The following is a 23,501-nucleotide window of genomic DNA, read 5'->3' on the forward strand; positions in this document are numbered from 1 at the left end:
CATGATCGGAATTCTCGACGGCAAGCGCATCCTCATCACCGGTGTGCTGATGGAGTCGTCCATCGCCTTCCACACCGCCAAGGTCGCCCAGGAGCAGGGTGCCGAAGTCATCCTGACCGCCTTCCCCCGGCCCACGCTGACGGAGCGCATCGCCAAGAAGCTGCCCAAGCCCGCCAAGGTCATCGAGCTGGACGTGACCAACACCGAGCACCTGGACCGGCTCGAAGGCCTGGTCCGTGAGGAGCTCGGTTCGCTGGACGGCGTCGTCCACTCCATCGGCTTCGCGCCGCAGGACGCGCTCGGCGGCAACTTCCTGAACACCCCGTTCGAGTCCGTCGCCACGGCGATGCACGTCTCGGCGTTCTCGCTGAAGTCGCTCGCCATGGCCTGCAAGCCGCTGATGAGCGAGGGCGGCTCGATCGTCGGCCTCACCTTCGACGCACAGTTCGCCTGGCCGCAGTACGACTGGATGGGCCCGGCCAAGGCCGCGCTGGAGGCCACCTCCCGCTACCTCGCCCGCGACCTGGGCAAGGACGACATCCGCTGCAACCTGATCTCCGCCGGGCCCATCGGCTCGATGGCCGCCAAGTCCATCCCGGGCTTCTCGGAGCTCGCGGACGTGTGGAACACCCGCTCCCCGCTGTCCTGGAACATGGCCGACCCGGAGCCGGCCGGCCGCGGTGTCGTCGCCCTGCTCTCGGACTTCTTCCCGAAGACCACGGGTGAGATCATCCACGTCGACGGCGGCGTGCACATGATGGGTGCCTGACCTCGTAGAACCCGGCACGACCCGGCCGTGTACCACCTCAGAGCAGGTGGTGCGCGGCCGTCGTCCGTCCCCGCGCGGTCTTCCCCCGCTCAAGTCGAAAAGACGGTCGATCCACCGCAGAATGTGGTGGAACCGGACTTTTGGTCAGGCTGCGGAGGTGATCGCTGTGCGCTCCACACGTCGCCGAACCTGGGCCCTGCTGGCGGCCTCGGCCGTCGCTGTCGCACTCGCCGCCCCCATAGGCATATCCGTCGTGGGGCGGATGGGCGCCGGAGCGTCCGCACCCGCCGGCCCCACCCCGGACCCCTCCGGTGCCGACTGCCGTACGACGGTCCAGGGCTCCCAGGTGGTCGCCTACTGCCACAACCCGTACCCCTCCACCGACCGGGTACAGCTGCACACCGAATGCGGCCGTTGGTGGGACATCGACGCGGACGGCATACCCGTCGACGTGGCTCCCGGACAGACCGTGCGGCTCGACGACCGCTGCTGGAAGGAAGTCGCCTCCGCCTGGGTCACCCACCGCCGGATACAGGTCCCCCCTTCGGATCAGATCCGTTCCGCCAGACAGCTCAGTGCGTGGCTCGCCGCCTCGGCGGCCGCGGTCTCCGCGTCACCGGCCCGGATCGCCTCGACCAGTCGCCCATGATCCATATGGTTTTCCGGCCGCAGTTCGTGCCCGACATCGACCCGCAGATAGTCGCGCAGCAGATCCCCCAGATCGGCATAGAGACCCGTCAGTACGTCATTGTGCGAAGCGGCGACCACGGCCAGATGCAGCGTCGCATCCGCTGCCACGAACGCCTCCGCGTCCCCTGCGGCCCAGGTCTCCTCGCGGCGCGCCATGAGAGCGTCCAACTGCTTCAGATCCCGCTCGGTGCGCCGGACGGCCGCCAGCCGGGCCGCCGACGACTCCAGTGTCGAGCGCAGCTCGGCGACATGGCGCGGGTCGGCGGAGGCGAAACGGCGGTGCATCACCCCGGCCAGTTCGCTGGTGGCGACGACATACGTGCCCGACCCCTGGCGGATGTCCAGCAGCCCGTTGTGCGCGAGCGCGCGCACCGCCTCGCGGACGGTGTTGCGGGCCACGCCCAACTGCTCGACCAGCTCGGGTTCGGTCGGAATCCGCGAACCGACGGGCCACTCGCCCGAGGTGATCTGATTCCTCAACTGGGCAATCACCTGGTCGGCGAGTGCCGAACGTCGCGGAGACGTCAGCGCCATGATGCTCCTTGCTCGGGTCCCGGGGTCAACGGATTCTCGGGGCTGCGGGTTTCCCGAGGATTTCCGAAGGTTTCCGAAGGTTTCCGAAGGTTCTCAGACGATTGGACAATCAATCATCCCATGATTCTATGATGGGCCCCATGTTCGACGACGAGCCCCAGCGCCAGCCCCTGACCCTGAAAAGGCACACCACCGCGGCGAGCACCCCCATGGACTCCCCGGCCCCGCCGGCCGCCGCAGGTCCCGCCTCCTGGCTCCTCCGCCTGGTCGCCGTCGGTCTCGTCCTCACCGCGCTCAATCTCCGCCCCGCCATCACCAGCCTCGGCGCCCTCCTCGAAGAGGTACGGGACGGGCTGCACATGAGCGGCAGCGTCGCCGGTGTCCTCACCTCCGTACCGCCGCTCTGCTTCGCCGTCTTCGGCATCATGGCGCCGCGTCTCGCCCGCCGCTTCGGCACCGGCGCGGTCGTCTGCGCCGGCATGGCCGCCATCATGTCCGGACTGCTGATCCGGCCCCTCGTCGGCTCCACGGCCGGTTTCCTTGCCGCCAGCGCCCTCGCCCTCATGGGCATCGCTGTCAGCAATGTCCTGATGCCGGTGATCGTCAAACGCTGGTTCCCGGACCGGGTCGGCTCCATGACCGGCCTCTACTCCATGGCGCTCGCCCTCGGCACCTCACTCGCCGCAGCCGTCACCGTGCCCATGACCGATGCGCTCGGCGGCAGTTGGAAGGCCGGTCTGGGGATCTGGGCCGTGCTCGCGGCGGCGGCGGTCCTGCCCTGGATCCCGCTGGTACGGGACCGGAGCGGCGCCCAGGGGCAGCCCGCCACCCAGCAGCACCGGGACGTTCCGGCCCTGCGGATCACCCGCTCCCGTACCGCCTGGGCCCTCGCCTGCTTCTTCGGCCTCCAGGCCACGGCCGCGTACATCACCATGGGCTGGATGCCGCAGATCTTCCGCGATGCCGGGGTCTCCGCCGGCACGGCGGGCGTGCTGCTCGCCGTCACGATGGCCATGGGCGTGCCGCTCGCCTTCGTCATCCCGAGGGCCGCCGCCCGGATGCGGAACCAGGGGCCGATCGCCGTCGTGCTCGGCACCTGCGGCCTCATCGGCTACGCCGGTCTCTACCTCGCACCGGCGGGCGGCGCCTGGGTCTGGGCGCTCCTCCTCGGCATAGCCAACTGTGCCTTCCCGCTCGCCCTCACCATGATCGGCATGCGGTCCCGCAGCGGCGCCGGAGTGGTCCGGCTGTCGGCGTTCGCCCAGTCCACCGGCTATCTGATCTCGATCCCCGGCCCGCTGCTGGTCGGCGTGCTCTACCAGCACAGCGGCGGGTGGGGGCTGCCGATCGCGCTGATGGCGGGCCTCATGGTGCCGCAGATGGTGGCGGGAATTCTGGCCGGGCGGGACCGGACGATCGAGGACGAAAGCTGAGATGCGAGACTGGCCCCATGCCAGTGCTCGATCCGAATCCCCAGAACGGTCAGAAGAAGCTTCTCCTCGTGCTCGGAGTGATGCTCCTGATCACGGTGATCATCGGAGTGATCGCTTCGATCGCCTCTCCCTGACACCTGCCCGAGTGCCCTGCCCCGACGTCCCCGCAGGGGATGGTGGGGCTAGCACCACCATCCCCTAGGGGGCCAGGGTCAGGGGGAAGTGGGTGGGTCACCGGATGGGACGGGCGCCGCCGGATCCGTAGGTTTCAGGTATCAGAACCGTTGACCCACGGAGGCGGACATGTCGGCCCGTACGCACACCCGATCGCCCCGCCCCGCGTCGTCCGGCGTCGAGATCCGGCTGCCGTGGTGGGCCGTCGCGCTGCCTTCGGTCGCGTTCGCCGCCCTCCTGCTGATGATCGTGGGATCGGGCCAGGCGCACGCGGCGACGGGCGATCCGGCGATCGGCCGGTTGCTTCAGCGAATCGTGGACCTGCTGGCCCTCTGAGGGCGTTCACCCGCAGCGGGGGAGCCCTTCAACACCCTGCGACGGGCGGCTCATTTCATGCGAAGCTGAGGTGTATGAGCGTCGACACACCTCGCAGGATCGTCCTTCTCAGGCACGCAAAGGCGGAATGGTCGCAGGACTCCGACCACGAGCGGCCGCTCGCGGAGCGTGGCCGCAAGGATGCGCCCGTGGCAGGCCGCAAACTCGTCGATTCCGGCATCGTCGTCGATCTGGCCCTCTGCTCGACCTCCGCCAGGACGCACGAGACCTGGAAGCTGGCGGTGCACGAGATGCCGAAGCGTCCCAAGACCGTGTACGCGGAGCGGCTCTACGAGGCCTCGCTCGGCGAGCTGATCGCCCTGATCAACGAGACCCCCGATGAAGTGCGGAACCTGCTGATCATCGGCCACAACCCAGGGATGCACGCTCTCGCCGACGCCCTCTCCGCATCGGCGGAGGGCGACACCCTGGCCCGGATGACCCACGGCGGATTCCCGACCGCCGCATTCGCCGTCATCGAGTTCTCCGGCTCCTGGAAGGGCGTGGAGCACGGCGTGGGCAAGCTGATCGAGTACTGGACGCCGAACGACTGATCGCGACGGCGTACGCGGACGGGCCCGGCACCTCACCCGTGCCGGGCCCATCCGCGTATCCGGGACTCGAAGCCATCGATCGGTCAGACGAGACCGTCGGCCGCCTCGACCTCTTCACGGGTGATCCCGAGCAGATACAGCACGGTGTCCAGGAACGGCACGTTCACCGCGGTGTGCGCGGCCTCGCGGACGAGCGGCTTCGCGTTGAAGGCGACCCCGAGGCCGGCGGTGTTCAGCATGTCCAGGTCATTCGCACCGTCACCGATCGCGACGGTCTGCGCCAGCGGCACCCCGGCCTGCTCGGCGAAACTGCGCAGCAGCCGGGCCTTGCCCGCCCGGTCCACGACGTCGCCCACGACCCGCCCGGTGAGCTTGCCGTCGACCACTTCCAGAGTGTTGGCGGAGGCGAAGTCGAGCCCGAGCCGTTCCTTCAGGTCGTCCGTGACCTGCGTGAAGCCGCCGGAGACGACGCCCACTTGATAGCCGAGCCGCTTCAGCGTGCGGATCAGCGTGCGCGCACCGGGGGTCAGCCGCACCTCGGCGCGCACCTTGTCCACCACCGACACATCGAGCCCCGCCAGCAGCGCCACCCGCGCGTGCAGCGACTGCTCGAAGTCGAGCTCGCCACGCATCGCCTGCGCGGTCACCTCGGCGACCTTGTCCTCACAGCCGGCGTGCGCCGCGAACAGCTCGATGACCTCGTCCTGGATCAGCGTCGAGTCGACATCCATGACGACCAGCCGCTGCGCCCGGCGGCTCAGCCCGGCGGACACGACCGCCACGTCGACGCCGATCCCGGCGGCCTCGGTCGCCAGCGCGGTCCGCAGCTCCGCGGTTCCGGTGCCGGAGACGGCGAACTCGACAGCCGTGACCGGGTACTTCGCCAGGCGGAAGATCCGGTCGATGTTGCCGCCGGTCGAGGTGATCGTGGCCGCTATGGCGGCGGTCGACTCGGCGGTCAGCGGGTGCCCGAGCACGGTCACGTGGGAGCGCCCGTATCCACGCGGCCGGTTGTCACCGGTACCGGAGATGATCTCGGCCTGCAGCTTCAGTGATTCGGCCCAGCTGTGCACGGTCGCCCGCAGGTCGCCCTCGGTGGTACCGCCCGCGGTGGGGGTGGTGACCAGTGCGCACAGGACGATGCGGCCACGGGTGACGACCTGCTCGATGTCGACGACATCGACCGCGTAGGCGGCGAGCGTGTCGAAGAGTCCGGCGGTGATTCCCGGACGGTCCTTCCCGAAGATCTTCACGAGAAGGGTGGGGGTGTCGGTGCCCTGACGGGACTCAGGGGCCTCAGAGGGCTCGGGAGACGGGGAGGACTGAGGGGACTGAGATGCGCTCATGGTGTTCCCACCGTATCGGTCCCTCTCGCGCCCTCGAACCCCCGTCCCGCGGACCGGACAGCGGAAACGGTCCCCGGCCGATCGGGTCGACCCCTGCCCCCGGCGGGAGTGAGCAGCCCTGCACGGCGCGTGTCCGATGCGGCAGGACATGCAAGCCCGTCCGGGAGTCCCGCATGTCCTCAAGGCAGGAAGGCGGCGCCCCGTCCCGGGGCCGCAGCCGGGCCGGACGCGTTCTCGGGCCCGTCCGGCCCTTGAGGACCACGTGATCACCCGGCCCCGGGCAGCCGGCCCGACGGCGGCAACCCTTCCACGTCCCCCGGCCCGGGCCCGGGGCCAGGCGGCGGCACCGCCGGCCGTGGCGGCGGACCGATCGGCCCCACCACCGTCGGCGCACTGTGCATTCCGTCCGCCGCCGGATCCGGATACGGACGCAGATACGGATTCGTCTCGTCGTGCGACGGCCGGTACACCCGCGACGGCGTATACGGTCCCGGCTCCCCACCGCCACCGCCACCGCTGCCTCCGCCACCACCGGCCGGCCCCGGCCCCGACGGAACCGCCGCCGCCACCCAGGCCACGGCCGCCCCCACCCCGCCCGCGCCCGCACCCCACACCACACCCAGCAACGCAGCCGTCCCCGTCCGGCCGTGCAGCTCGATCCCGGCGCCGAAGGCGTCGAAGCCCAGCACCGACAGCGACGCATCCGCCGACACCTGCGTCAGCCACACCAGGAGCGCAAGCGCCGACGCTGTTACGCCCCCGAGCCGCATCGCGCACCGCCCCACGAACCCGGCCCCCGTCAGCTCCCCCCGAGGCGTGCGGGTCGCGGCCAGCACCCCCGCGTACAGCATCATCACTGCGGCGGCGACCGCCAGCAGCCAGACCCGGCCGTCCAGCCCGGCCAGCCGCCCGACCGTCACCGGCTCGTCGGCGGAGACCCGTAACAGCTCGTCCAGAGGATCGGGCAGCACCTTGGCCAGCTCACCGGTCGCCTGCCCGTCCCACGGCACGAAGAGGCCGAGCGGGACCCCGAGCCACGCCCCGTTCGGCGCCCCGAGCAGCGCGGCGCCCGCGATCCGCTTGGGGTGGGCGTCGCCGGCAGCCGCGTACGCGGCTGCCGCGCACCCGGCCACCACCGCGACCAGCAGCACCGACACGACCGCGGACGCCGCAGGCCGCACCGTCCGGTCCACCCACGCCAGCCCGGACGGCAACGGGGTACGGCGCGAGGCGAGCAGGGCGATGACCAGCACTCCGAGCACCCAACTCGCCCCACCCGCAAGGGACTTGGCAGAGTCGACGGTGAACCCGACCTGCGCCTGTGCCCGCGCGAGATCCACCAGCCGGTCCGGCAACAGCCCACCCGGATCACCGAGCCCAGCGGGCAGACCACCACGCCCTCCCGCCCCTGGCGCACCGTCCAGCCCCAGCGCCCCGCCGTCGATCGTCACGACATCGTGACCAGCCCAGGCGAGCCCGCCGAGCACGGCGACTAACACGACCGCCACCGCCCCTGCGCGGACTACGAGTTCGGCACCGGAGACGACCGCTCCCACCCCGCGCAGCGACCGCAGGAAGAAGAGCGAGAGCAGCAGCGCGCCGACCAGTCCGACCCCGAGCGGTGTGACGGCGAGAGCGGTGTGCGCCTCGGCGCCGTCGAGTCCGAATGCCGAGACGTTGCCTGACGGAGAGACCGATCCACCCGCTCCCAGCACCACGACGGCCGCCGTCATCGGTCCCAGCGCCCCGGCCGAGTCGGCCCCGAGCAGATGCAGACCGAGGGCCGCCGTCCCCGCCATCCCGGCCATCGCCCAGCTGACCGAGGCGATGGCCGCCACCACCACGTCTCCCCAAGGGATGCGCCCCGTACCGCCACCGCGCCCGTATCGTGCCATCAGGGCCCCCAAAATCGTTACGAGATGCCCTGAGTTGACCTGGTCACTCATGATCCGTACGTACTCGTGGGCGCTTACTACTCTCCGAGCCTGTTTCTCCCCCGTCAACGGTGCGTCGCAGCAGGTCTCGATTCGATCTTGACTCCGCCCGACTTTCGTATCGGGGACAGCTCCTGGAATAGTTCCCCACGATGTTCAGCATCCCTAGACTCCCTGCGATGGGGGTAACTCGGGGGACAACTAGTGGGGCGCGGAGTGCCGGAACTCGTACTGGAATTGAATGGAAGGACCTGGACGCTCGATCCGTCCAGGCCATACACCCTCGGTCGCGATCCACAGGGCGACCTGACGATCGACGACGCCAGGGTCTCGTGGCGGCATGCCACGATCAGCTGGGCGGGCCGGAGTTGGTTCATCGAGGACCATGGTTCGACCAACGGCACCTATGTGCAGGGCCGGCGAATCCATCAGATGGAAATCGGGCCGGGCTCGGCCGTGCACCTGGGCAACGCCACTGACGGACCGCGGCTGAGCTTCAGCGGCGCCGCCGCGGCCGCCGATGTGTACAGCGGTCAGGGCGCGGGTGCCCAGCAGCCCCAGCAGGGCGGCGCGGGCCGACCGGGGCAGCAGCAGGACCCCGCAGCGCACCAGCAGCAGGCATGGCAGCAGCAGGGCGCGGAGCAGCAGCAGCCTCAAATCCCGCACCAGCAGGGCGTGGCGAAGCCGCCCGCCGCGGGCGGACCCGGTGGTGCCGCGGGGGCTCCGCCGGTTTACGGAGACCGCAGTCCGACGACGTTCCACCAGGTGGCCCTGGGCAGGGTCATGCGCATCGGTCGTGCGCTGGAGAACGAACTCGTCGTCTCCGACCTCCAGGTCTCGCGCCACCACGCCGAGTTCCACGCGACACCCGACGGCCGCTTCGAGATCCGCGATCTCGGTTCCCACAACGGCACGTACGTCAACGGTCAGCCGCTCCAGAAGTCCGGCTCCGCGCTGATCGGCCCGAACGACATCGTCGGTGTCGGCCACTCGACCTTCCGCCTGGTCGGCGACCGGCTGGAAGAGTTCGTCGACACCGGTGAGGTCTCCTTCTCCGCCCGCCACCTCACGGTGACGGTCGACGGCGGGAAGCAGATCCTCAAGGACGTCTCGTTCGGCGTCCCGGAGAAGTCGCTGATCGCGGTCATCGGCCCCTCGGGTTCCGGCAAGTCCACCCTGCTCAAGGCGCTCACCGGCTACCGGCCCGCCAACCAGGGTGACGTCCTCTACGACAACCGGAACCTGTACAAGCAGTTCGCCGAGCTGCGCCAGCGCATCGGTCTGGTCCCGCAGGACGACATCCTGCACAAGGAACTCACCGTCACCAAGGCCCTGAAGTACGCGGCCAAGCTCCGCTTTCCCGCGGACACCACCGAGGCCGAGCGTCAGTCCCGGATCCACGAGGTCCTTGCCGAGCTCAAGCTCGACATCCACAAGGACAAGAAGGTCACCTCGCTCTCCGGCGGCCAGCGCAAGCGTGTCTCGGTCGCCCTGGAGCTGCTCACCAAGCCGTCGCTGATCTTCCTGGACGAGCCGACCTCCGGACTCGACCCGGGCATGGACCGCGACGTCATGCAGCTGCTGCGCGGGCTGGCCGACGACGGCCGTACGGTCCTCGTCGTCACGCACTCCGTCGCCGAGCTCGCCATCTGCGACAAGCTGCTCGTCATGGCGCCCGGCGGTTCCGTCGCCTACTTCGGTCCGCCGGAGGAAGCACTCAACTTCTTCGGCTACACGACCTGGGCCGACGTCTTCTCCGCCTTCGAGAACTACCGCGACTACGACTGGGCGGGCCGCTGGCGCGGTTCGCAGCACTACCAGATGTACGCCGCGGACATCGACGCCGTTGCCGCACAGTCCGTACACATGCCGCCCCCGCAGCAGATGCGCCCGCCGAAGCCGCAGGGCTGGGGGACGCAGCTGTGGACGCTGATGCGCCGGTACGTGTCGGTGATCGCGTCCGACAAGGGCTTCATTGGTCTGATGGTGATCCTGCCCGCGGTGCTCGGCATTGTCAGCGTGGTCATCCCGGCCGACTTCGGCCTGGCCCCGCCGAAGCCGCCGTCCCGGTTCAACGGTGATGCCGGAACGATCATGCTGATCCTCGCGGTCGGCATGTGCTTCTCCGGTGCGGCCAACTCCGTACGAGAACTGATCAAGGAACGCGTCATCTACGAACGGGAACGGGCCACCGGCCTCTCCCGCTCCGCCTACCTCATGTCCAAGGTGATCGTCCTCGGCGTGATCACGGCCATCCAGGGCGTCATCATCTGCGGCATCGGCTTCGCCACCCGCGATCTGCCCGAAGAGGGTCTGATCATGCCGCCGGCCGTCGAGCTCTGCGTGACGATCACCGCGCTCGGCTTCACCTCGATGATGTTCGGTCTGGTGATCTCCTCGCTGGTGAAGACCTCCGAGAAGACCATGCCACTGCTGGTCATGTTCGCGATCGTCCAGGTCGTCTTCACCGGCATCCTCTTCCAGGTGTACGGATCGCCCGGCCTGGAGCAGTTCGCGTGGCTGATGCCGTCCCGCTGGGCCATCGCGGCCGCGGGCGCGACGCTCGACCTGTCGCACCTGATGCCGCCGTGGGACCAGAAGAACCCGACCGACCTGGACCCGCTGTGGGAGCACGCGGCCGGTCAGTGGGGAATGAACATCTCGGTGCTGCTGTTTCTCGGCGTCATCTGCGGCTTCGCGGTCGCACGACTGCTGCGCCGCCACGAGCCCGAGGTCATGCGCAAGTAACACGGGCACCGCGCACACGGAACGCCGAAGGGCGGCACCCCGATCCGGGGTGCCGCCCTTCGACGGTGTGCGCGGTGCCGTGCCGCGTCGATCAGTACGCGCTGTTGACGTTGTCGATCGAGCCGTACCGGTCGGCGGCGTAGTTGGCCGCGGCGGTGATGTTGGCGACCGGGTCGTAGATGTTCATCGAGGTACCGGGGACGTGGTACGCGTTGAACGTCGGCCGGATGACCTGCAGCAGACCGCAGGAGGGAGTGCCGTTCTGGGCGTTGATGTCCCAGCCGTTGATCGCGTTCGGGTTACCGGTGGACTCCCGCATGATGTTGCGGTGCAGACCGTTGTACGAGCCCGGGATGCCCTTGGCCTTCATGATGTCCAGGGCCTCGGTGATCCAGCCGTCCAGGTTGTTGGCGTAGACCGGGGTACGGGCGACGGAGCGGGTGGTGACCTGGGTGGACCGCTTCGCGGCATCGGCCTTGGCCTTCGCGGCTGCCTTGGCCTTCGCGGCGGCCTGGGCCTCGGCCTTCGCGGCGTCTGCCTTGGCCTTCGCGGCGGCCTCGGCCTTCGCCTCGGCGGCGGCCTGCTTCGCCCTGGCCGCGTCAGCGGCCTTCACCAGCTTCTCGGCGGTGGAGTGCTGCTCGATGATGCTGGCCTGGATGGTCCTGGCCTGCGGGGCACTGGGGGTGAGGCTGAAGACCACCGGAGCGGCGGAAGCGGCCTGCGGCTCGGTCTGCGGCTTGGCCGGCGTCTCGGCCGGCGTCTCGGCGTGGGCCGGGACGAGGGAGAGCGAGAGAGCGGCGGCGGCGACAGCGGAGACGCCCGCCACGGAGAGCTTCTGGGTCTTGTTCAGGCAGCGAAGACGGCTGGGGATGCTGGACGCGGACATTCAGTCGTACCTCTTCGAATCGCTGGAGTCCTCACGGAGGACGAGACGGAAGCGACTGTTCGCATCTCCGTCGGGGACGAGTGCAATTCTTAGCGGCAGCAAAATCCCGTGGCAAAGAGGTGACGTACGAAGTCAGGTAGTGGATCAGGGGTCTGCTCGAACGGGACGACCCGCGCTCATGCCCATTCATGTGGACCTTGTCTGTCCACTAGCCGGCTTCGTAAGTGATGTGTGTCCTATGCGCCGCCTCACATCGGTCGCGCAACAATCTCACCAACGGTTGCGTCAGCAATTCGGAGTGTGAGGCTCCGGTGAGGGGAGCAGTAGATGCACGTCCCCGAACTCATGCCAGAGGTACCGGTGCCGCAGCGCCTCCGGGTATGCGCACTGCAGCGCGGCCCGCCCCGCGACCGCCTCCAGCATCAGCAGATGCGAGGCCTCCGGCTCGTGCAGCCCGGTCAGCAGCCCGTCCACCGCCCGCACACCGTACTGCGGCGTCACCACCAGATCCGTCCAGCCGGCTGCCGGCCGCACCACCCCGTCCGCGCCCGCCGACGACTCCAGCGCTCGCACCGCCGTCGTACCGACCGCGATCACCCGCCCGCCCGCCGCCCGCGCGGCATTGACCAGCCAGGCCGTCGTCCGCGGCACCTCGAACCGCTCCGGGTACGGCGGCTCGTACGCCTCAGCCGACGCCACCCCCGTATGCAGCGTCAGCGGCGCGAACTGCACCCCGCGACGCACCAGTGCGGCCACCAGCCGCGGCGTGAACGGCCGCGCGGCGCTCGGCATCTCCGCCGAACCGCTCCCGTCGGGGGACTCCACCGCGAACACCGTCCGGTACGCGGACAACGGCTGGTCCCGCTCCGTATACCGGTAACGGATCGGCCGACCGTACCGCCGCAACAGCCCCGGCACCTCCGTCGACACCCGCGCCCACCACAGCCTGGCGGCCGCCGCACCGCCCAGCGGCTCCTGCAGCACCAGCCGCGAGCCGCCCGGCAGCTGGACGATCGCCCCAGCCGGTCCACCGCGGCGCGGCACCGTCGTCCCCGTCCTGTCGGGGCGGCGCAGCTCCACCGCCCAGCGCCCGTCCTCGCCCCGCGTCGAGAAGTGCACGACCACCCGCGCACCGCCGACCCGCCCGTTCACCGCGGCGGGCAGCGTCGCGGACGTATTGACGACGAGTACGTCCCCGGCCCGCAGCTGCCCCAGCAGCTCCCGGAACGCGTGGTGCGACACCTCCCGCCCGGGACACCAGCATCCGTACGTCATCACGCCCCGCGCCACGCTGCTCCGCAGGCACCCGAGCCGAGAGCTCCGCGGGCACCGTCAACGCGTCCAGAGCGGTCACCGCTCCACCCCTGTCCCCGTCAGCGCGGTTGCCGCATACCGCCCACTCGCCGGCCGACGCTCCAGCAGGCGCAGGAACGCGGGCGCCACGCTCTCCGGACGCGGCCGCGGATCCTCGTCCTCCGGTACCGCCGCCGCATACAGATCGGTCTGCATGTCGCCCGGATCGACCGCCCACACGCGCAGCCCCGGCTCCTCCACCCCCAGCACCGCGGCGAGCCGGTCGAGCGCCGCCTTCGACGCCCCGTAGCCGCCCCAGGTCTCGTACGGCTCCGCCGCCGCGTCCGAACTCACCACCACGACCGCGCCCGTCGCCGACGCCCGCAGCAGCGGCAGCGTCCCCTGCACCAGACCGAGCGCCGCCACCACATTGGTCTCCAGCGCCTGCCGGAGCCCTCCCAGCGCCAGCGCGTCGAGCCGCACGAGCGGCTCCGCGCCCAGCGCACTCGCATTGCTCACCAGCAGATCGAGCCCACCGAGCTCACCGGCGGCGGCCACCAGTGCCCCGCGGTGCGCGGCATCCGTGACATCACCGGGCACGGCGACCACCCGCGCCCCGTACGCCACCAGCTCCTTCGCCGTCTCCTCCAGCGCGCTCGCGGTCCTGGCGTCCAGCACCAGATCCCAGCCCCGCCGAGCGAGCGCGACGGCCAGCGCACGCCCCAGTCCCTTCGAAGCGCCCGTGATCATCGCGACAGGCATGCCAACCGTCCCCTTGTCTACCCAGGCGATCACCGATGGACCTCGGCACCCCCAACGTAGGAACGTCGCCGTGCCCCGCGCCTCGTCCGCGAGCCGCACCTCCGCAAGGCACTTCGGCCTAGGGCGGACGACTGAGCACCGGCCGTCCACAGGCCGATACGGAGCCACCACCTCCGCCGGTACGGTGAGGCCATGAGCCACAGCCCACCGTCGGGCCTCGCAGCGGTGAGTGCCGCGCTGCTCGCCATGAGCCGGCATCTCGAAGTGCGTGACGTCCTGAAGACCATCGTCGCCTCGGCCCGCGAACTGCTGGACGCCGAGTACGCGGCCCTGGGCGTCCCCGACGACCACGGCGGCTTCGCCCAGTTCGTCGTCGACGGCGTCAGCGACGAGCAGTGGAAGGCCATCGGCCCATTGCCCCGGCAGCACGGCATTCTCGCCGCGATGCTCCACGAGGCGAAGCCCGAGCGGCTCGCCGACGTCCGCAAGGACCCCCGCTTCGAGGGCTGGCCCGCCGCCCACCCGGACATGTCCGACTTCCTCGGCCTGCCCATCAGGGACGGCGACGGGATCATCGGCGCGCTCTTCCTCGCCAACAAGCGATGCCCCAAACCCCAGGGCAGCTGCGGTTTCACCGCGCAGGACGAGGAATTGTTGTCGATCCTCGCCCAGCACGCGGCGATCGCCCTCACCAACGCCCGGCTGTACGAGCGCAGCCGCGAGCTGACCATCGCCGAGGAGCGCTCCCGCCTCGCCCACGAGCTGCACGACGCGGTCAGCCAGAAGCTGTTCTCCTTGCGGCTGACGGCCCAGGCAGCCGCCGCCCTGGTGGACCGCGACCCGGCCCGCGCCAAGGGCGAGCTCCAGCAGGTCGCCGCGCTGGCCGCGGAGGCGGTGGACGAGCTGCGCGCCGCCGTCGTCGAACTGCGCCCCGCAGCGCTCGACGAGGACGGTCTGATCGCCACGCTCCGCACCCAGATCCAGGTCCTGGACCGCGCCCACAGGGCCAAGGTCACCTTCGAGAGCCTCGGTGTACGAGCTCTGCCCGCCGCCCAGGAGGAGGCGCTGCTCCGAGTCTCCCAGGAGGCCCTGCACAACGCACTGCGCCACTCGGGCGCCGAGCAGGTCGACGTCACGCTCGCCCGCCGTGGCAGCGGCACGGTGCTGCGGATCACGGACGACGGCAGCGGATTCGAGCCCACGGCGACGCGGCAGGCGGGCCGCCATCTGGGGCTGGTGTCGATGCGGGACCGCGCGAGCGGTGTCGGCGGCAGGCTCACCGTTGAATCGGCGCCCGGCAAGGGCACCACGATCGAGATGGAGGTCCCCGGTGGCTGACAAGATCATCAGGGTGCTGCTGGTCGACGACCACCAGGTGGTCCGCCGCGGTCTGCGTACGTTCCTGGAGATCCAGGACGACATAGAGGTCGTCGGCGAGGCGGCCGACGGCGCCGAAGGAGTCGCCCGCTCCGAGGAACTCCACCCCGACGTGGTGCTGATGGACATCAAGATGCCGGGCACCGACGGCATCGAGGCGCTCCGCAAGCTCCGCGAGCTGGACAACCCCGCCAAGGTGCTGATCGTCACCAGCTTCACCGAGCAGCGGACGGTGGTCCCCGCCCTGCGTGCGGGCGCGTCCGGTTACGTGTACAAGGACGTCGACCCGGAAGCGCTGGCCGGCGCCATCCGCTCGGTCCACGCGGGCCATGTCCTGCTCCAGCCGGAGGTCGCCGGGGCCCTCCTCGCCCAGGAGGACGGAGGCACCGGGACCGGCCGGGGGGGCACCCTCACCGAACGGGAGCGTGAGGTCCTCGGCCTGATCGCCGACGGCCGCTCCAACCGCGAGATCGCGCGGGCCCTGGTTCTCTCCGAGAAGACGGTCAAGACGCACGTCTCGAACATCTTGATGAAGCTGGATCTGGCGGACCGTACCCAGGCGGCGCTCTGGGCCGTCCGCCACGGGGTGGCGGGCTGATCGGAGCTGAAGCGGACCGGTTGCTTCCGGGCCGAGATTTCATACTGTCGGGTGGATGTCACCCGTACGGCGCGGCCTGTCGCGCCCGGGGGCGTTCTCCCTGGCGTGCTGCGGCGGCCGGCCGCGGCGACGCGAGGAGGATCCTGAAGTGACGAACCTGAAGAAGGCAGCTGCCGTCACCATGATCGCCGGTGGCACCATCGCCGCAGGCACCGGCGCTGCCTCCGCCACCGGTCACGGCGCGGGCGCCCACGGTGTGGCGACCCACTCCCCGGGCGTGGTCGGCGGCAACGTCATCCAGGTCCCGGGTCCACGTCCCGGTGAACGTGGTCGGCAACACGGTCAACGTGATCGGTCTGCTCAACCCGGCCTTCGGCAACGTCGGCCACAACGGCTGACCACCCCGGTCCTCTTGATGCCGGACGACTCCCGAAAGGGACCCGCGTCCGGCATCAACCATGCCGCCCCGCACCACGATGGGCGGCCTCTCACGACCGAGGATCGAGCCGCAACGGGCCGAGCCACGCCCGCCCGGCACCCTCAGGCCCGTCCGGCGACCGAGGACGGAGCGCCCCCCCGACGCCCCGATGCCCCGTCCCCCCACCGCCTACCCCCGCTCCCGCTCCTCCACATACGCGTTGTACGCCGCCACCTGTGCCCGCCGGGCCACCCGCTCCACCGGCCGCAGCGCCTCTCCCCGGGCCGCGATCTCCGACGCGCTCACCGCCCCGCCGTGCCCGTTCTCGTACGCCAGCGAGATCAGCAGCCCCACCCGCTGCGCCAGCTCCAGCACCCGTGCCGCCCGTGGCGGATATCCCGGAGCGAGCAGCTCCCGCCCCCGCTCCGACCGCGCCCGGTACGCATCCAGCGCCGCCTCCGCCACCGGCCCGGACCCGGCCACATCGAGCCGCGACAACACCGCCGTCGCATCCCGCAACGCCTCCGCGAGCTCCCGTTCCGCCTCACTCAGCGACGGCACGTCGGCCGGCGGAGCCTCCCGCACCGGCAGGCAGTGCCACACCACCTCGACGTGCAGATCCCCGGCAGGCCCCACCTCCCGCACCTCGGGCACCAGCCCGTACGGCGCGCTGGACGCGACCACCGCCTCCTCCGCCTCCAGCGCCCGCGCATTGAACTCGGGCGGGCCGCTGAGGCCGAGTGGATGCCCCGGCACCGGCAGTGCGACCCGGAAGCCCGTCACTCCCCGTCCCCGCAGGCGCCCCAGCGCCAGCGTGAGCCCGACCGGCTCCGCTTCACCCGGCAGCCCCTCGACGCGGTGCACCGCGTCCTCTCCGACAATCGCGAGCGCAGCGTCGTCCGGTGACACAAGTCCGGCCAGAAGCGCGTTTCCCCATGAGGCCAGCAGCCCCGAGCGTGGTTCCGAAAGCATGGGAACAGCCTAGGGAAGCGGACCTAAGAGCTGGAGCACTCCTGGGGTGGCGTAGGTTTTCCCTGGGAGCTGTGCCCACAGGCACGCGACGATCTCGAGACTGCATGGGGAGACAACGCGCTCATGAGCGATGTACTGGAGCTGGTGGACGTATCCGTGGTCCGCGACGGACGCGCTCTGGTGGACGACGTCTCCTGGTCGGTCAAGGAGGGGGAGCGCTGGGTCATCCTCGGCCCGAACGGCGCCGGCAAGACCACCCTCCTCAACATCGCGTCCAGCTACCTCTTCCCGACCAAGGGCAGCGCCGCGATCCTCGGCGAACAACTCGGCGGCGTCGGCACCGACGTCTTCGACCTGCGCCCGCGGATCGGTATCGCGGGCGTCGCCATGGCGGAGAAACTGCCCAAGCGCCAGACCGTCCTGCAGACGGTGCTCACCGCCGCGTACGGCATGACCGCCACCTGGCACGAGGACTACGACGCCGTCGACGAGGACCGGGCCCGCGCCTTCCTCGACCGGCTCGGCATGACCGAGTTCCTCGACCGCAGGTTCGGCACCCTCTCCGAGGGCGAGCGCAAGCGCACCCTGATCGCCCGCGCCATGATGACCGACCCCGAGCTGCTCCTCCTCGACGAGCCCGCCGCCGGTCTCGACCTCGGCGGCCGCGAGGACCTGGTCCGCCGCCTCGGCCGGCTCGCCCGCGACCCGTTCGCCCCCTCCATGATCATGGTGACGCACCACGTCGAGGAGATCGCCCCGGGCTTCACCCACGTCCTCATGATCCGCCAGGGCAAGGTCCTCGCCGCGGGCCCCATGGAGACCGAGCTCAGCTCCCGCAACCTCTCCCTCTGCTTCGGTCTGCCGCTCATCGTCGAGCACGCCGACGGCCGGTACACCGCACACGGCCTCCCGCTGTCCTGAACGCCGGCGTCCTGAACGCACTGTGCCCCGAATGTCCTGATCGAAGCCCTGTCGGCGAGGGACCCGCGGTCCTACCATGACCGGGTGGACATCGATGCGTGGGTGTGGTGGCTGATCGGCGCGGTCGGGCTGGGTATTCCGCTCGTCCTGACCGCGATGCCCGAGTTCGGGATGTTCGCCGTAGGAGCGGTCGCCGCGGCGGTCGTCGCGGCACTCGGCGGTGGCATCGTGGCCCAGGTCCTGGTCTTCGTGGTCGTCTCCGTCGCGCTCATCGCGGTGGTCCGCCCGATCGCCGCCAGGCACCGCGCCGACCGGCCTCAACTGGCCACCGGCATCGATGCGCTGAAAGGCCGTCAGGCCGTCGTCCTGGAACGGGTCGACGGCAGCGGTGGACGGATCAAGCTGGCCGGAGAGATCTGGTCGGCCCGCGCCTACGACGGAGACCAGACTTTCGAACCCGGCCGGCAGGTGGATGTCGTGGACATCGACGGTGCCACGGCCGTCGTCATGTGACCGAACCGCTCACACGGCGGACCGCGGTCTGCCAGACTCGATGTCGATCATCATGAGATCCGGACCTCATGAGATCCGACCCCGATCATCGCGATCCGTCGGCAACCGAAGGGCACGAGGAACACGATGCAACCGATCATCATCGTCCTGATCATTCTGGTGGTGCTCGTCTTCATCGCCCTGATCAAGACGATCCAGGTCATCCCGCAGGCCAGCGCCGCCATCGTGGAACGCTTCGGCCGCTACACCCGCACGCTCAACGCGGGCCTGAACATCGTCGTTCCGTTCATCGACACCATCCGCAACCGGATCGACCTCCGCGAACAGGTCGTCCCGTTCCCGCCCCAGCCGGTGATCACCCAGGACAACCTGGTCGTCAATATCGACACCGTCATCTACTACCAGGTGACGGACGCGAGGGCCGCGACGTACGAAGTCGCCAGCTACATCCAGGCGATCGAGCAGCTCACCGTCACCACCCTCCGCAACATCATCGGCGGCATGGACCTGGAGCGGACCCTGACCTCCCGCGAGGAGATCAACGCAGCCCTCCGCGGTGTCCTCGACGAAGCCACCGGCAAGTGGGGCATCCGCGTCAACCGCGTCGAGCTCAAGGCGATCGAACCGCCCACCTCCATCCAGGACTCGATGGAGAAGCAGATGCGCGCCGACCGTGACAAGCGTGCCGCGATCCTCCAGGCCGAGGGAACCCGGCAGTCCGCGATCCTCACCGCGGAGGGCGAGAAGCAGTCCGCGATCCTGCGCGCCGAGGGTGAGGCCAAGGCCGCGGCCCTGCGCGCCGAGGGCGAGGCCCAGGCCATCCGTACGGTTTTCGAGTCCATCCATGCCGGCGACCCGGACCAGAAGCTCCTCTCGTACCAGTACCTCCAGATGCTCCCGAAGATCGCCGAGGGCGACGCCAACAAACTCTGGATCGTACCCAGCGAGATCGGTGACGCTCTCAAGGGCCTCAGCGGAGCCTTCGGGAACCTCGGCACCGGCGTCCCCGGCTTCAACACCGGCAAGGAGCGCCGGGAGGAACCCCCGGTCGACTGACGCGTACACACCATCGTGCATGATCAGTGCACCAAGCACCGATCATGCACGGGGGAATCGGAATGTCCATCTGGGAGATGCTCGCCGTCTTCGGCGCGGGCATCAGCGCGGGCGCGATCAACACGGTCGTCGGTTCCGGAACGCTGATCACCTTCCCGGTCCTGCTCGCCACCGGCGTGCCCCCGGTCACCGCCACGGTCTCCAACGCCCTCGGCCTGATCCCCGGTTCCATCAGCGGCGCCATCGGCTACCGCAAGGAACTCGCCGGACAGGGCCGCCGCGTCCTCAAGCTGAGCGTCGGCGCCCTCATCGGCGGCCTCACCGGTGCCACACTGCTGCTGGCCCTGCCTTCCACGGCGTTCGAGACCATCGTGCCCATCCTGGTCGCCCTGGCCCTCGTCCTGGTCATTCTGCAGCCTCGCATCAGCAAAGCCGTCCAGCGCCGCCGCGAGCACAACGGCACCACCGCCCGCTCCGACGGCGGCCCGCTCCTCTTCGTCGGGCTGATGCTCGCCAGCGTCTACGGCGGCTACTTCACCGCCGCCCAGGGAATCATCTACCTCTCCTTGATGGGGATGCTGCTCGACGACACGATGCAGCGCCTCAACGCCGTCAAGAACGTGCTGGCAGCCGTCGTCAACAGCGTTGCCGCGCTTTTCTTCCTCTTCGTCGCGGACTTCGACTGGACAGCCGTCGTCCTGATCGCGGTCGGCTCCGCGCTCGGCGGCCAGATCGGCGCGAAAATCGGCCGCCGGCTCAGCCCCACCGTGCTGCGCGGCTTCATCGTGGTCGTCGGCACGGTCGCCATCGTCCAGTTGGTGCTCCGCTGAAACCGTAAACCCGCCTCCTCACGAAGACGGGCTTCCGATACGACGATCTACGTACACGGCCTACGCCGACTACGCGGCGGTCCGGTCCAGCCACTCCGGCAGCGCCGACCGGTCACCGGCCCCCATCGCCAGCAGCATCGCCTCCGCGGGCGACGGCACGAAGGGCTGCCGCAGCAACGGCATCCCCGCCTGCTCCGGCGTCCGGGCCGCCTTGTGGTGATTGTCCTCGGCGCAGGACGCCACCGTATTGAGCCAGGTGTCCTGGCCACCCTGGGCGCGCGGCACCACATGGTCGACGGTCGTCGCCCGCCGCCCGCAGTACGCGCACCGGTGCTGGTCCCGTATCAGCACACCCCTTCTGGACCATGGCGCCTGTCTTCGGAACGGCACCCGTACGTACCGGCAGAGCCTGATCACCCGGGGTACCGGGATGTCCACGGCGGCACCGCGCATACGGAGATCGGGATGCGACTGCTCGACAACAGCCTTGTCCTGCAGAATCAGCACCACCGCACGGTTCAGCGTCACCGTCGACAGCGGCTCGAAGCTCGCGTTGAGAACCAGCGTGTCCCGCATCTCGCCCACCTCCCGTGTGCCGCCCGCCCCCTGGCAGGCCCGGATCAACTCTGGCCGGGCGGGCCGGGATGGACAACGCAATAAAAAAATGCCCTGCCCTGATCTCTCCAAGACCAGGGCAGGGCAAACAGCAGGAGAACTCTCAGCTCAGCGGGTACTACGCGGGACCGGTGTACTCGCCGATCAGCTGAGCACGACCCAGGGTGTGGAACCGCAGATTGAAGCCGACCACAGCGGGGGACACATCACTGTCCGGCCCCAGCTTCTCGCTGTCCACCGCATACACGGTGAAGACGTACCGGTGGTTCTCCCCGGCCGGCGGCGCGGCACCGCCGAAATTCTTCGACCCGTAGTCGTTGCGGACCTGAACGGCACCCGCGGGCAGCCCCTCGAACTTCCCGCTGCCCGCACCGGCCGGCAACTCCGTGACCGATGCCGGGATGTCGAACAGGACCCAGTGCCAGAACCCGCTGCCCGTCGGAGCATCCGGATCGAAGCAGGTCACGGCGAAACTCTTGGTCCCCGCCGGGAACCCTTCCCACCGCAGTTGCGGGGAGGTGTTCCCGGCCGCGAACACCTGGGCGTCCGCCAGCACGGCCCCGGGAGCGAGATCCTCGCTCACCACCGTGAACGAAGGCACCTCGGGATGGAAGTCATGCGGCAGCGGCGGCCTCTTCGGCTCGGTCACGTCAGCACCTCTCCTGATCGGCTCTGGAGTCTCGCCACCGACCCTAGAGCCAGTTGCGCTGACCGCCGACCTGGGCGAGCCACTGATTGAGGTAAGCCGCCCAGTCGGTCCCCCGGAAGTCGTGCAGGTCGACCTTGAATGCCCGGTACGAGTCGCTGCCCTCACTGAAGAGCCCCGGCTTCTTGTCCATCTCCAGCACGACATCCATCTCGCGGTCGTCCGCGACAAACGTCAGCTCGACCTGGTTCAGCCCCCGGTACTGCTGCGGCGGGAAGAACTCGATCTCCTGGTAGAACGGCAGCCGCTGACGCGTGCCGCGGATGTGCCCACGCTCCATGTCCGCGCTGCGGAACCCGAAGCCGAGCTGTCCGAACGCGTCCAGGATCGCCTGCTGCGCCGGCAGCGCGTGGACGTTGATCGGGTCGAGGTCGCCCGAGTCCAGCGCCCGCGCGATCTCCAGTTCGGTGGTCACACCGATGTTCATGCCGTGCAGGTGCTGACCGCCGAACATCGTGATCGGCGTCTCCCACGGGATCTCGAGCCCGAACGGAACGACGTGCACGGCACCGGCCTGCACCTCGAACGCCCCACCGAGCTGCAACTTGGTGAACTCGATGTCCTGCTTCATCTCCTGGTCGTTGCCCTCGACCTCGACGCGCGCCTGCAGACCGACCGAGAGTCCCTCGATCTGCTGCGCCACGGAACCGCCCTGGATCCGCACCTCGCCCTGGACGACCCCGCCCGGTACGACGTTGAGCTCGGTCAGCTCAGTCTCCACCGAAGCACCACCGGCACCCATGCTCGCGAGCAGCCGCTTGAAGCCCATATTTACTCCTCCTTGGTCTGACCCCTACATACGCGCCACGACCGTAGTCGGTTCCCGGTAACCTCGAAGGCCATGATGGAGGGCCTGGACCGTACGCCGCTGACGCGGGATTTCTTCGACCGCCCCGTACTGGAGGTGGCACCCGACCTGCTGGGCCGGACCCTGGTACGCATCACAGGCGACGGCCCCATCGAACTCCGCCTCACCGAGGTGGAGGCGTACGCCGGCGAGATCGACCCCGGCTCGCACGCCTTCCGCGGCCGCACGGCGCGCAACAGCGTGATGTTCGGACCACCCGGCCACGCCTACGTCTACTTCACGTACGGCATGTGGCACTGCCTCAACCTGGTGTGCGGCCCCAAAGGCGTGGCGAGCGGTGTACTGCTCCGGGCGGGCGAGGTCCAGGTGGGTGCTGAGCTCAGCCGTAAACGTCGAATCTCGGCCCGCAATGACCGAGAACTGGCCAAAGGTCCGGCCCGTCTGGCCACCGCCCTCGACATCGACCGAGGCCTGAACGGCACCGACGCCATCGCCCACCCGGGTGCCCCCTTGTCCGTACTGCACGGCACCCCACCACCGCGCGACCAGGTACGCAACGGCCCCCGCACGGGCGTGGGCGGTGACGGAGCCGCACACCTCTGGCGCTTCTGGATCGACGGGGACCCCACCGTGAGCCTGTACCGACCTCACGCACCACGCCGCCGCGCAACTTGACTCGCCCCTGCTAGCCGCCTAACGTAGCCCGAGCCGCTTGAACGGGTACTGCTGTCGGCGCGGTCCATCGGACCGAGGCTGAGCACCCGGAAGCGACCAACCACTACTTTCGACTCACCCTGACGGGTGCGAATTCGGCATGCCGCAATTCGACTTCATCGGCTCGATTATGAGCTGTCAAGGAAATCGGCTAAAGTAGTGGACACGCCGGAAGGCAAAGGCCACTCCAAAGGCCGCCGGAATCAAATTCGGACCGGAAACGGAATCGAAAAAGAGTCTGGTAAGGTTGGAATCGCCGGAAAGGGAAACGCGAAAGCGAAGAACTGGAAAGTGCAGTAACAAATCTTCTGTTTCGCAGAGGGCCCGCTTCGACCGGGAATCGGACACGAAAGAGTCTGATAGAGTCGGAAACGCAAGATCGAAGGGAAAAGCCCGGAGGAAAGCCCGAGAGGGTGAGTACAAAGGAAGCGTCCGTTCCTTGAGAACTCAACAGCGTGCCAAAAGTCAACGCCAG

Annotated in this window: 22 protein-coding genes and 3 pseudogenes; 15 read left to right on the plus strand and 10 right to left on the minus strand. The window is 69.5% G+C overall.

Annotated features, from left to right (window positions below):
• Nucleotide 1 precedes the first annotated feature (1 nt).
• Nucleotides 2-769 (plus strand): enoyl-ACP reductase FabI, encoded by a 768-nt coding sequence (gene fabI, locus AB0I23_RS24230; protein ID WP_267005884.1) that lies wholly within the window; start codon nucleotides 2-4, stop codon nucleotides 767-769.
• Nucleotides 770-935: 166 nt separating this feature from the next.
• Nucleotides 936-1,295 (plus strand): annotated as a pseudogene (locus AB0I23_RS24235) (hypothetical protein); the annotation flags it as partial.
• Between the two features lie 23 nt (nucleotides 1,296-1,318).
• Here AB0I23_RS24235 and AB0I23_RS24240 read toward each other — a convergent pair.
• Entirely contained in the window at nucleotides 1,319-1,993 is a 675-nt protein-coding gene (locus AB0I23_RS24240) for a FadR/GntR family transcriptional regulator (protein ID WP_037691566.1), read from the minus strand.
• A 140-nt stretch (nucleotides 1,994-2,133) separates the two neighbouring features.
• Between AB0I23_RS24240 and AB0I23_RS24245 the strand changes: the two genes are divergently transcribed.
• The 4 genes from AB0I23_RS24245 to AB0I23_RS24260 all read left to right on the plus strand — a co-directional run bounded on the left by AB0I23_RS24245 (nucleotide 2,134) and on the right by AB0I23_RS24260 (nucleotide 4,529).
• On the plus strand, nucleotides 2,134-3,426 hold the full coding sequence (locus AB0I23_RS24245; RefSeq protein ID WP_359112155.1) for a CynX/NimT family MFS transporter: 1,293 nt from the start codon (nucleotides 2,134-2,136) through the stop codon (nucleotides 3,424-3,426).
• A 17-nt stretch (nucleotides 3,427-3,443) separates the two neighbouring features.
• On the plus strand, nucleotides 3,444-3,560 hold the full coding sequence (locus AB0I23_RS24250; protein ID WP_266987204.1) for an SGM_5486 family transporter-associated protein: 117 nt from the start codon (nucleotides 3,444-3,446) through the stop codon (nucleotides 3,558-3,560).
• A gap of 169 nt (nucleotides 3,561-3,729) precedes the next feature.
• Complete coding sequence (locus AB0I23_RS24255) at nucleotides 3,730-3,936, plus strand: hypothetical protein (protein ID WP_359112157.1); 207 nt, start codon at nucleotides 3,730-3,732, stop codon at nucleotides 3,934-3,936.
• A 74-nt stretch (nucleotides 3,937-4,010) separates the two neighbouring features.
• Nucleotides 4,011-4,529 (plus strand): SixA phosphatase family protein, encoded by a 519-nt coding sequence (locus AB0I23_RS24260; protein ID WP_359112159.1) that lies wholly within the window; start codon nucleotides 4,011-4,013, stop codon nucleotides 4,527-4,529.
• 83 nt (nucleotides 4,530-4,612) lie between these two features.
• On the opposite strand, the gene serB is transcribed toward AB0I23_RS24260, so the two are convergent.
• Together serB and AB0I23_RS24270 are read right to left on the minus strand one after the other, a co-directional pair.
• Nucleotides 4,613-5,875, minus strand: a complete 1,263-nt coding sequence (gene serB / locus AB0I23_RS24265; RefSeq protein WP_359112160.1) for a phosphoserine phosphatase SerB — start codon at nucleotides 5,873-5,875, stop codon at nucleotides 4,613-4,615.
• A 266-nt stretch (nucleotides 5,876-6,141) separates the two neighbouring features.
• Nucleotides 6,142-7,770 carry a streptophobe family protein gene (locus AB0I23_RS24270; protein WP_359112162.1) on the minus strand — a complete coding sequence of 543 codons (1,629 nt, stop codon included), beginning with the start codon at nucleotides 7,768-7,770 and terminating at the stop codon, nucleotides 6,142-6,144.
• Nucleotides 7,771-8,013: 243 nt separating this feature from the next.
• Here AB0I23_RS24270 and AB0I23_RS24275 point away from each other — a divergent pair, with 243 nt between their 5' ends.
• A complete protein-coding gene (locus AB0I23_RS24275) occupies nucleotides 8,014-10,557 on the plus strand; it encodes an ABC transporter ATP-binding protein/permease (RefSeq protein ID WP_359112164.1) in 2,544 nt (847 codons plus the stop codon).
• Between the two features lie 91 nt (nucleotides 10,558-10,648).
• Here AB0I23_RS24275 and AB0I23_RS24280 read toward each other — a convergent pair whose 3' ends face one another.
• From AB0I23_RS24280 to AB0I23_RS24290, 3 genes and pseudogenes are all read right to left on the minus strand, one after another.
• Nucleotides 10,649-11,443, minus strand: a complete 795-nt coding sequence (locus tag AB0I23_RS24280; RefSeq protein ID WP_359112165.1) for a transglycosylase SLT domain-containing protein — start codon at nucleotides 11,441-11,443, stop codon at nucleotides 10,649-10,651.
• A gap of 285 nt (nucleotides 11,444-11,728) precedes the next feature.
• Nucleotides 11,729-12,797 (minus strand): annotated as a pseudogene (locus AB0I23_RS24285) (S-adenosylmethionine:tRNA ribosyltransferase-isomerase).
• Nucleotides 12,794-13,498, minus strand: coding sequence for an SDR family NAD(P)-dependent oxidoreductase (locus tag AB0I23_RS24290; RefSeq protein ID WP_359112167.1), 705 nt, complete (start codon nucleotides 13,496-13,498; stop codon nucleotides 12,794-12,796). The pseudogene AB0I23_RS24285 and the gene AB0I23_RS24290 overlap by 4 nt, the downstream one beginning before the upstream one ends.
• A gap of 192 nt (nucleotides 13,499-13,690) precedes the next feature.
• Between AB0I23_RS24290 and AB0I23_RS24295 the strand changes: the two genes are divergently transcribed.
• From AB0I23_RS24295 to AB0I23_RS24305, 3 genes and pseudogenes are all read left to right on the plus strand, one after another.
• Nucleotides 13,691-14,836: a GAF domain-containing sensor histidine kinase gene (locus tag AB0I23_RS24295; protein WP_359112169.1), complete on the plus strand. Its 1,146-nt coding sequence runs from the start codon at nucleotides 13,691-13,693 to the stop codon at nucleotides 14,834-14,836.
• Nucleotides 14,829-15,473: a response regulator transcription factor gene (locus tag AB0I23_RS24300; protein ID WP_359112172.1), complete on the plus strand. Its 645-nt coding sequence runs from the start codon at nucleotides 14,829-14,831 to the stop codon at nucleotides 15,471-15,473. The genes AB0I23_RS24295 and AB0I23_RS24300 overlap by 8 nt, the downstream gene beginning before the upstream one ends.
• A 148-nt stretch (nucleotides 15,474-15,621) precedes the next feature.
• A pseudogene (locus AB0I23_RS24305) lies at nucleotides 15,622-15,871 on the plus strand (chaplin family protein).
• Nucleotides 15,872-16,080: 209 nt separating this feature from the next.
• Here the strand turns inward: AB0I23_RS24305 and AB0I23_RS24310 are convergent.
• A complete protein-coding gene (locus AB0I23_RS24310) occupies nucleotides 16,081-16,863 on the minus strand; it encodes a hypothetical protein (RefSeq protein ID WP_359112174.1) in 783 nt (260 codons plus the stop codon).
• A gap of 123 nt (nucleotides 16,864-16,986) precedes the next feature.
• Between AB0I23_RS24310 and AB0I23_RS24315 the strand changes: the two genes are divergently transcribed.
• The 4 genes from AB0I23_RS24315 to AB0I23_RS24330 all read left to right on the plus strand — a co-directional run bounded on the left by AB0I23_RS24315 (nucleotide 16,987) and on the right by AB0I23_RS24330 (nucleotide 20,183).
• Complete coding sequence (locus AB0I23_RS24315; protein WP_359112176.1) at nucleotides 16,987-17,784, plus strand: ABC transporter ATP-binding protein; 798 nt, start codon at nucleotides 16,987-16,989, stop codon at nucleotides 17,782-17,784.
• A gap of 84 nt (nucleotides 17,785-17,868) precedes the next feature.
• Nucleotides 17,869-18,297, plus strand: a complete 429-nt coding sequence (locus tag AB0I23_RS24320; protein ID WP_359112178.1) for an NfeD family protein — start codon at nucleotides 17,869-17,871, stop codon at nucleotides 18,295-18,297.
• A 126-nt stretch (nucleotides 18,298-18,423) separates the two neighbouring features.
• Nucleotides 18,424-19,353: an SPFH domain-containing protein gene (locus tag AB0I23_RS24325; protein ID WP_030920228.1), complete on the plus strand. Its 930-nt coding sequence runs from the start codon at nucleotides 18,424-18,426 to the stop codon at nucleotides 19,351-19,353.
• Nucleotides 19,354-19,415: 62 nt separating this feature from the next.
• On the plus strand, nucleotides 19,416-20,183 hold the full coding sequence (locus tag AB0I23_RS24330; protein ID WP_359112180.1) for a sulfite exporter TauE/SafE family protein: 768 nt from the start codon (nucleotides 19,416-19,418) through the stop codon (nucleotides 20,181-20,183).
• A 69-nt stretch (nucleotides 20,184-20,252) separates the two neighbouring features.
• Here the strand turns inward: AB0I23_RS24330 and AB0I23_RS24335 are convergent, their stop codons facing one another.
• The 3 genes from AB0I23_RS24335 to AB0I23_RS24345 form a co-directional block, all read right to left on the minus strand.
• Nucleotides 20,253-20,759 carry an HNH endonuclease gene (locus AB0I23_RS24335; protein WP_359112182.1) on the minus strand — a complete coding sequence of 169 codons (507 nt, stop codon included), beginning with the start codon at nucleotides 20,757-20,759 and terminating at the stop codon, nucleotides 20,253-20,255.
• Nucleotides 20,760-20,916: 157 nt separating this feature from the next.
• On the minus strand, nucleotides 20,917-21,447 hold the full coding sequence (locus AB0I23_RS24340; protein ID WP_359112184.1) for a YbhB/YbcL family Raf kinase inhibitor-like protein: 531 nt from the start codon (nucleotides 21,445-21,447) through the stop codon (nucleotides 20,917-20,919).
• A 43-nt stretch (nucleotides 21,448-21,490) separates the two neighbouring features.
• Nucleotides 21,491-22,273 carry a sporulation protein gene (locus AB0I23_RS24345; RefSeq protein WP_359112186.1) on the minus strand — a complete coding sequence of 261 codons (783 nt, stop codon included), beginning with the start codon at nucleotides 22,271-22,273 and terminating at the stop codon, nucleotides 21,491-21,493.
• Between the two features lie 72 nt (nucleotides 22,274-22,345).
• Here AB0I23_RS24345 and AB0I23_RS24350 point away from each other — a divergent pair, with 72 nt between their 5' ends.
• Nucleotides 22,346-22,987 carry a DNA-3-methyladenine glycosylase gene (locus tag AB0I23_RS24350; protein WP_359112187.1) on the plus strand — a complete coding sequence of 214 codons (642 nt, stop codon included), beginning with the start codon at nucleotides 22,346-22,348 and terminating at the stop codon, nucleotides 22,985-22,987.
• Nucleotides 22,988-23,501: the final 514 nt, after the last annotated feature.

Source organism: Streptomyces atratus, from assembly GCF_040655115.1.
In the GTDB taxonomy this organism is placed as follows: domain Bacteria; phylum Actinomycetota; class Actinomycetes; order Streptomycetales; family Streptomycetaceae; genus Streptomyces; species Streptomyces atratus_D.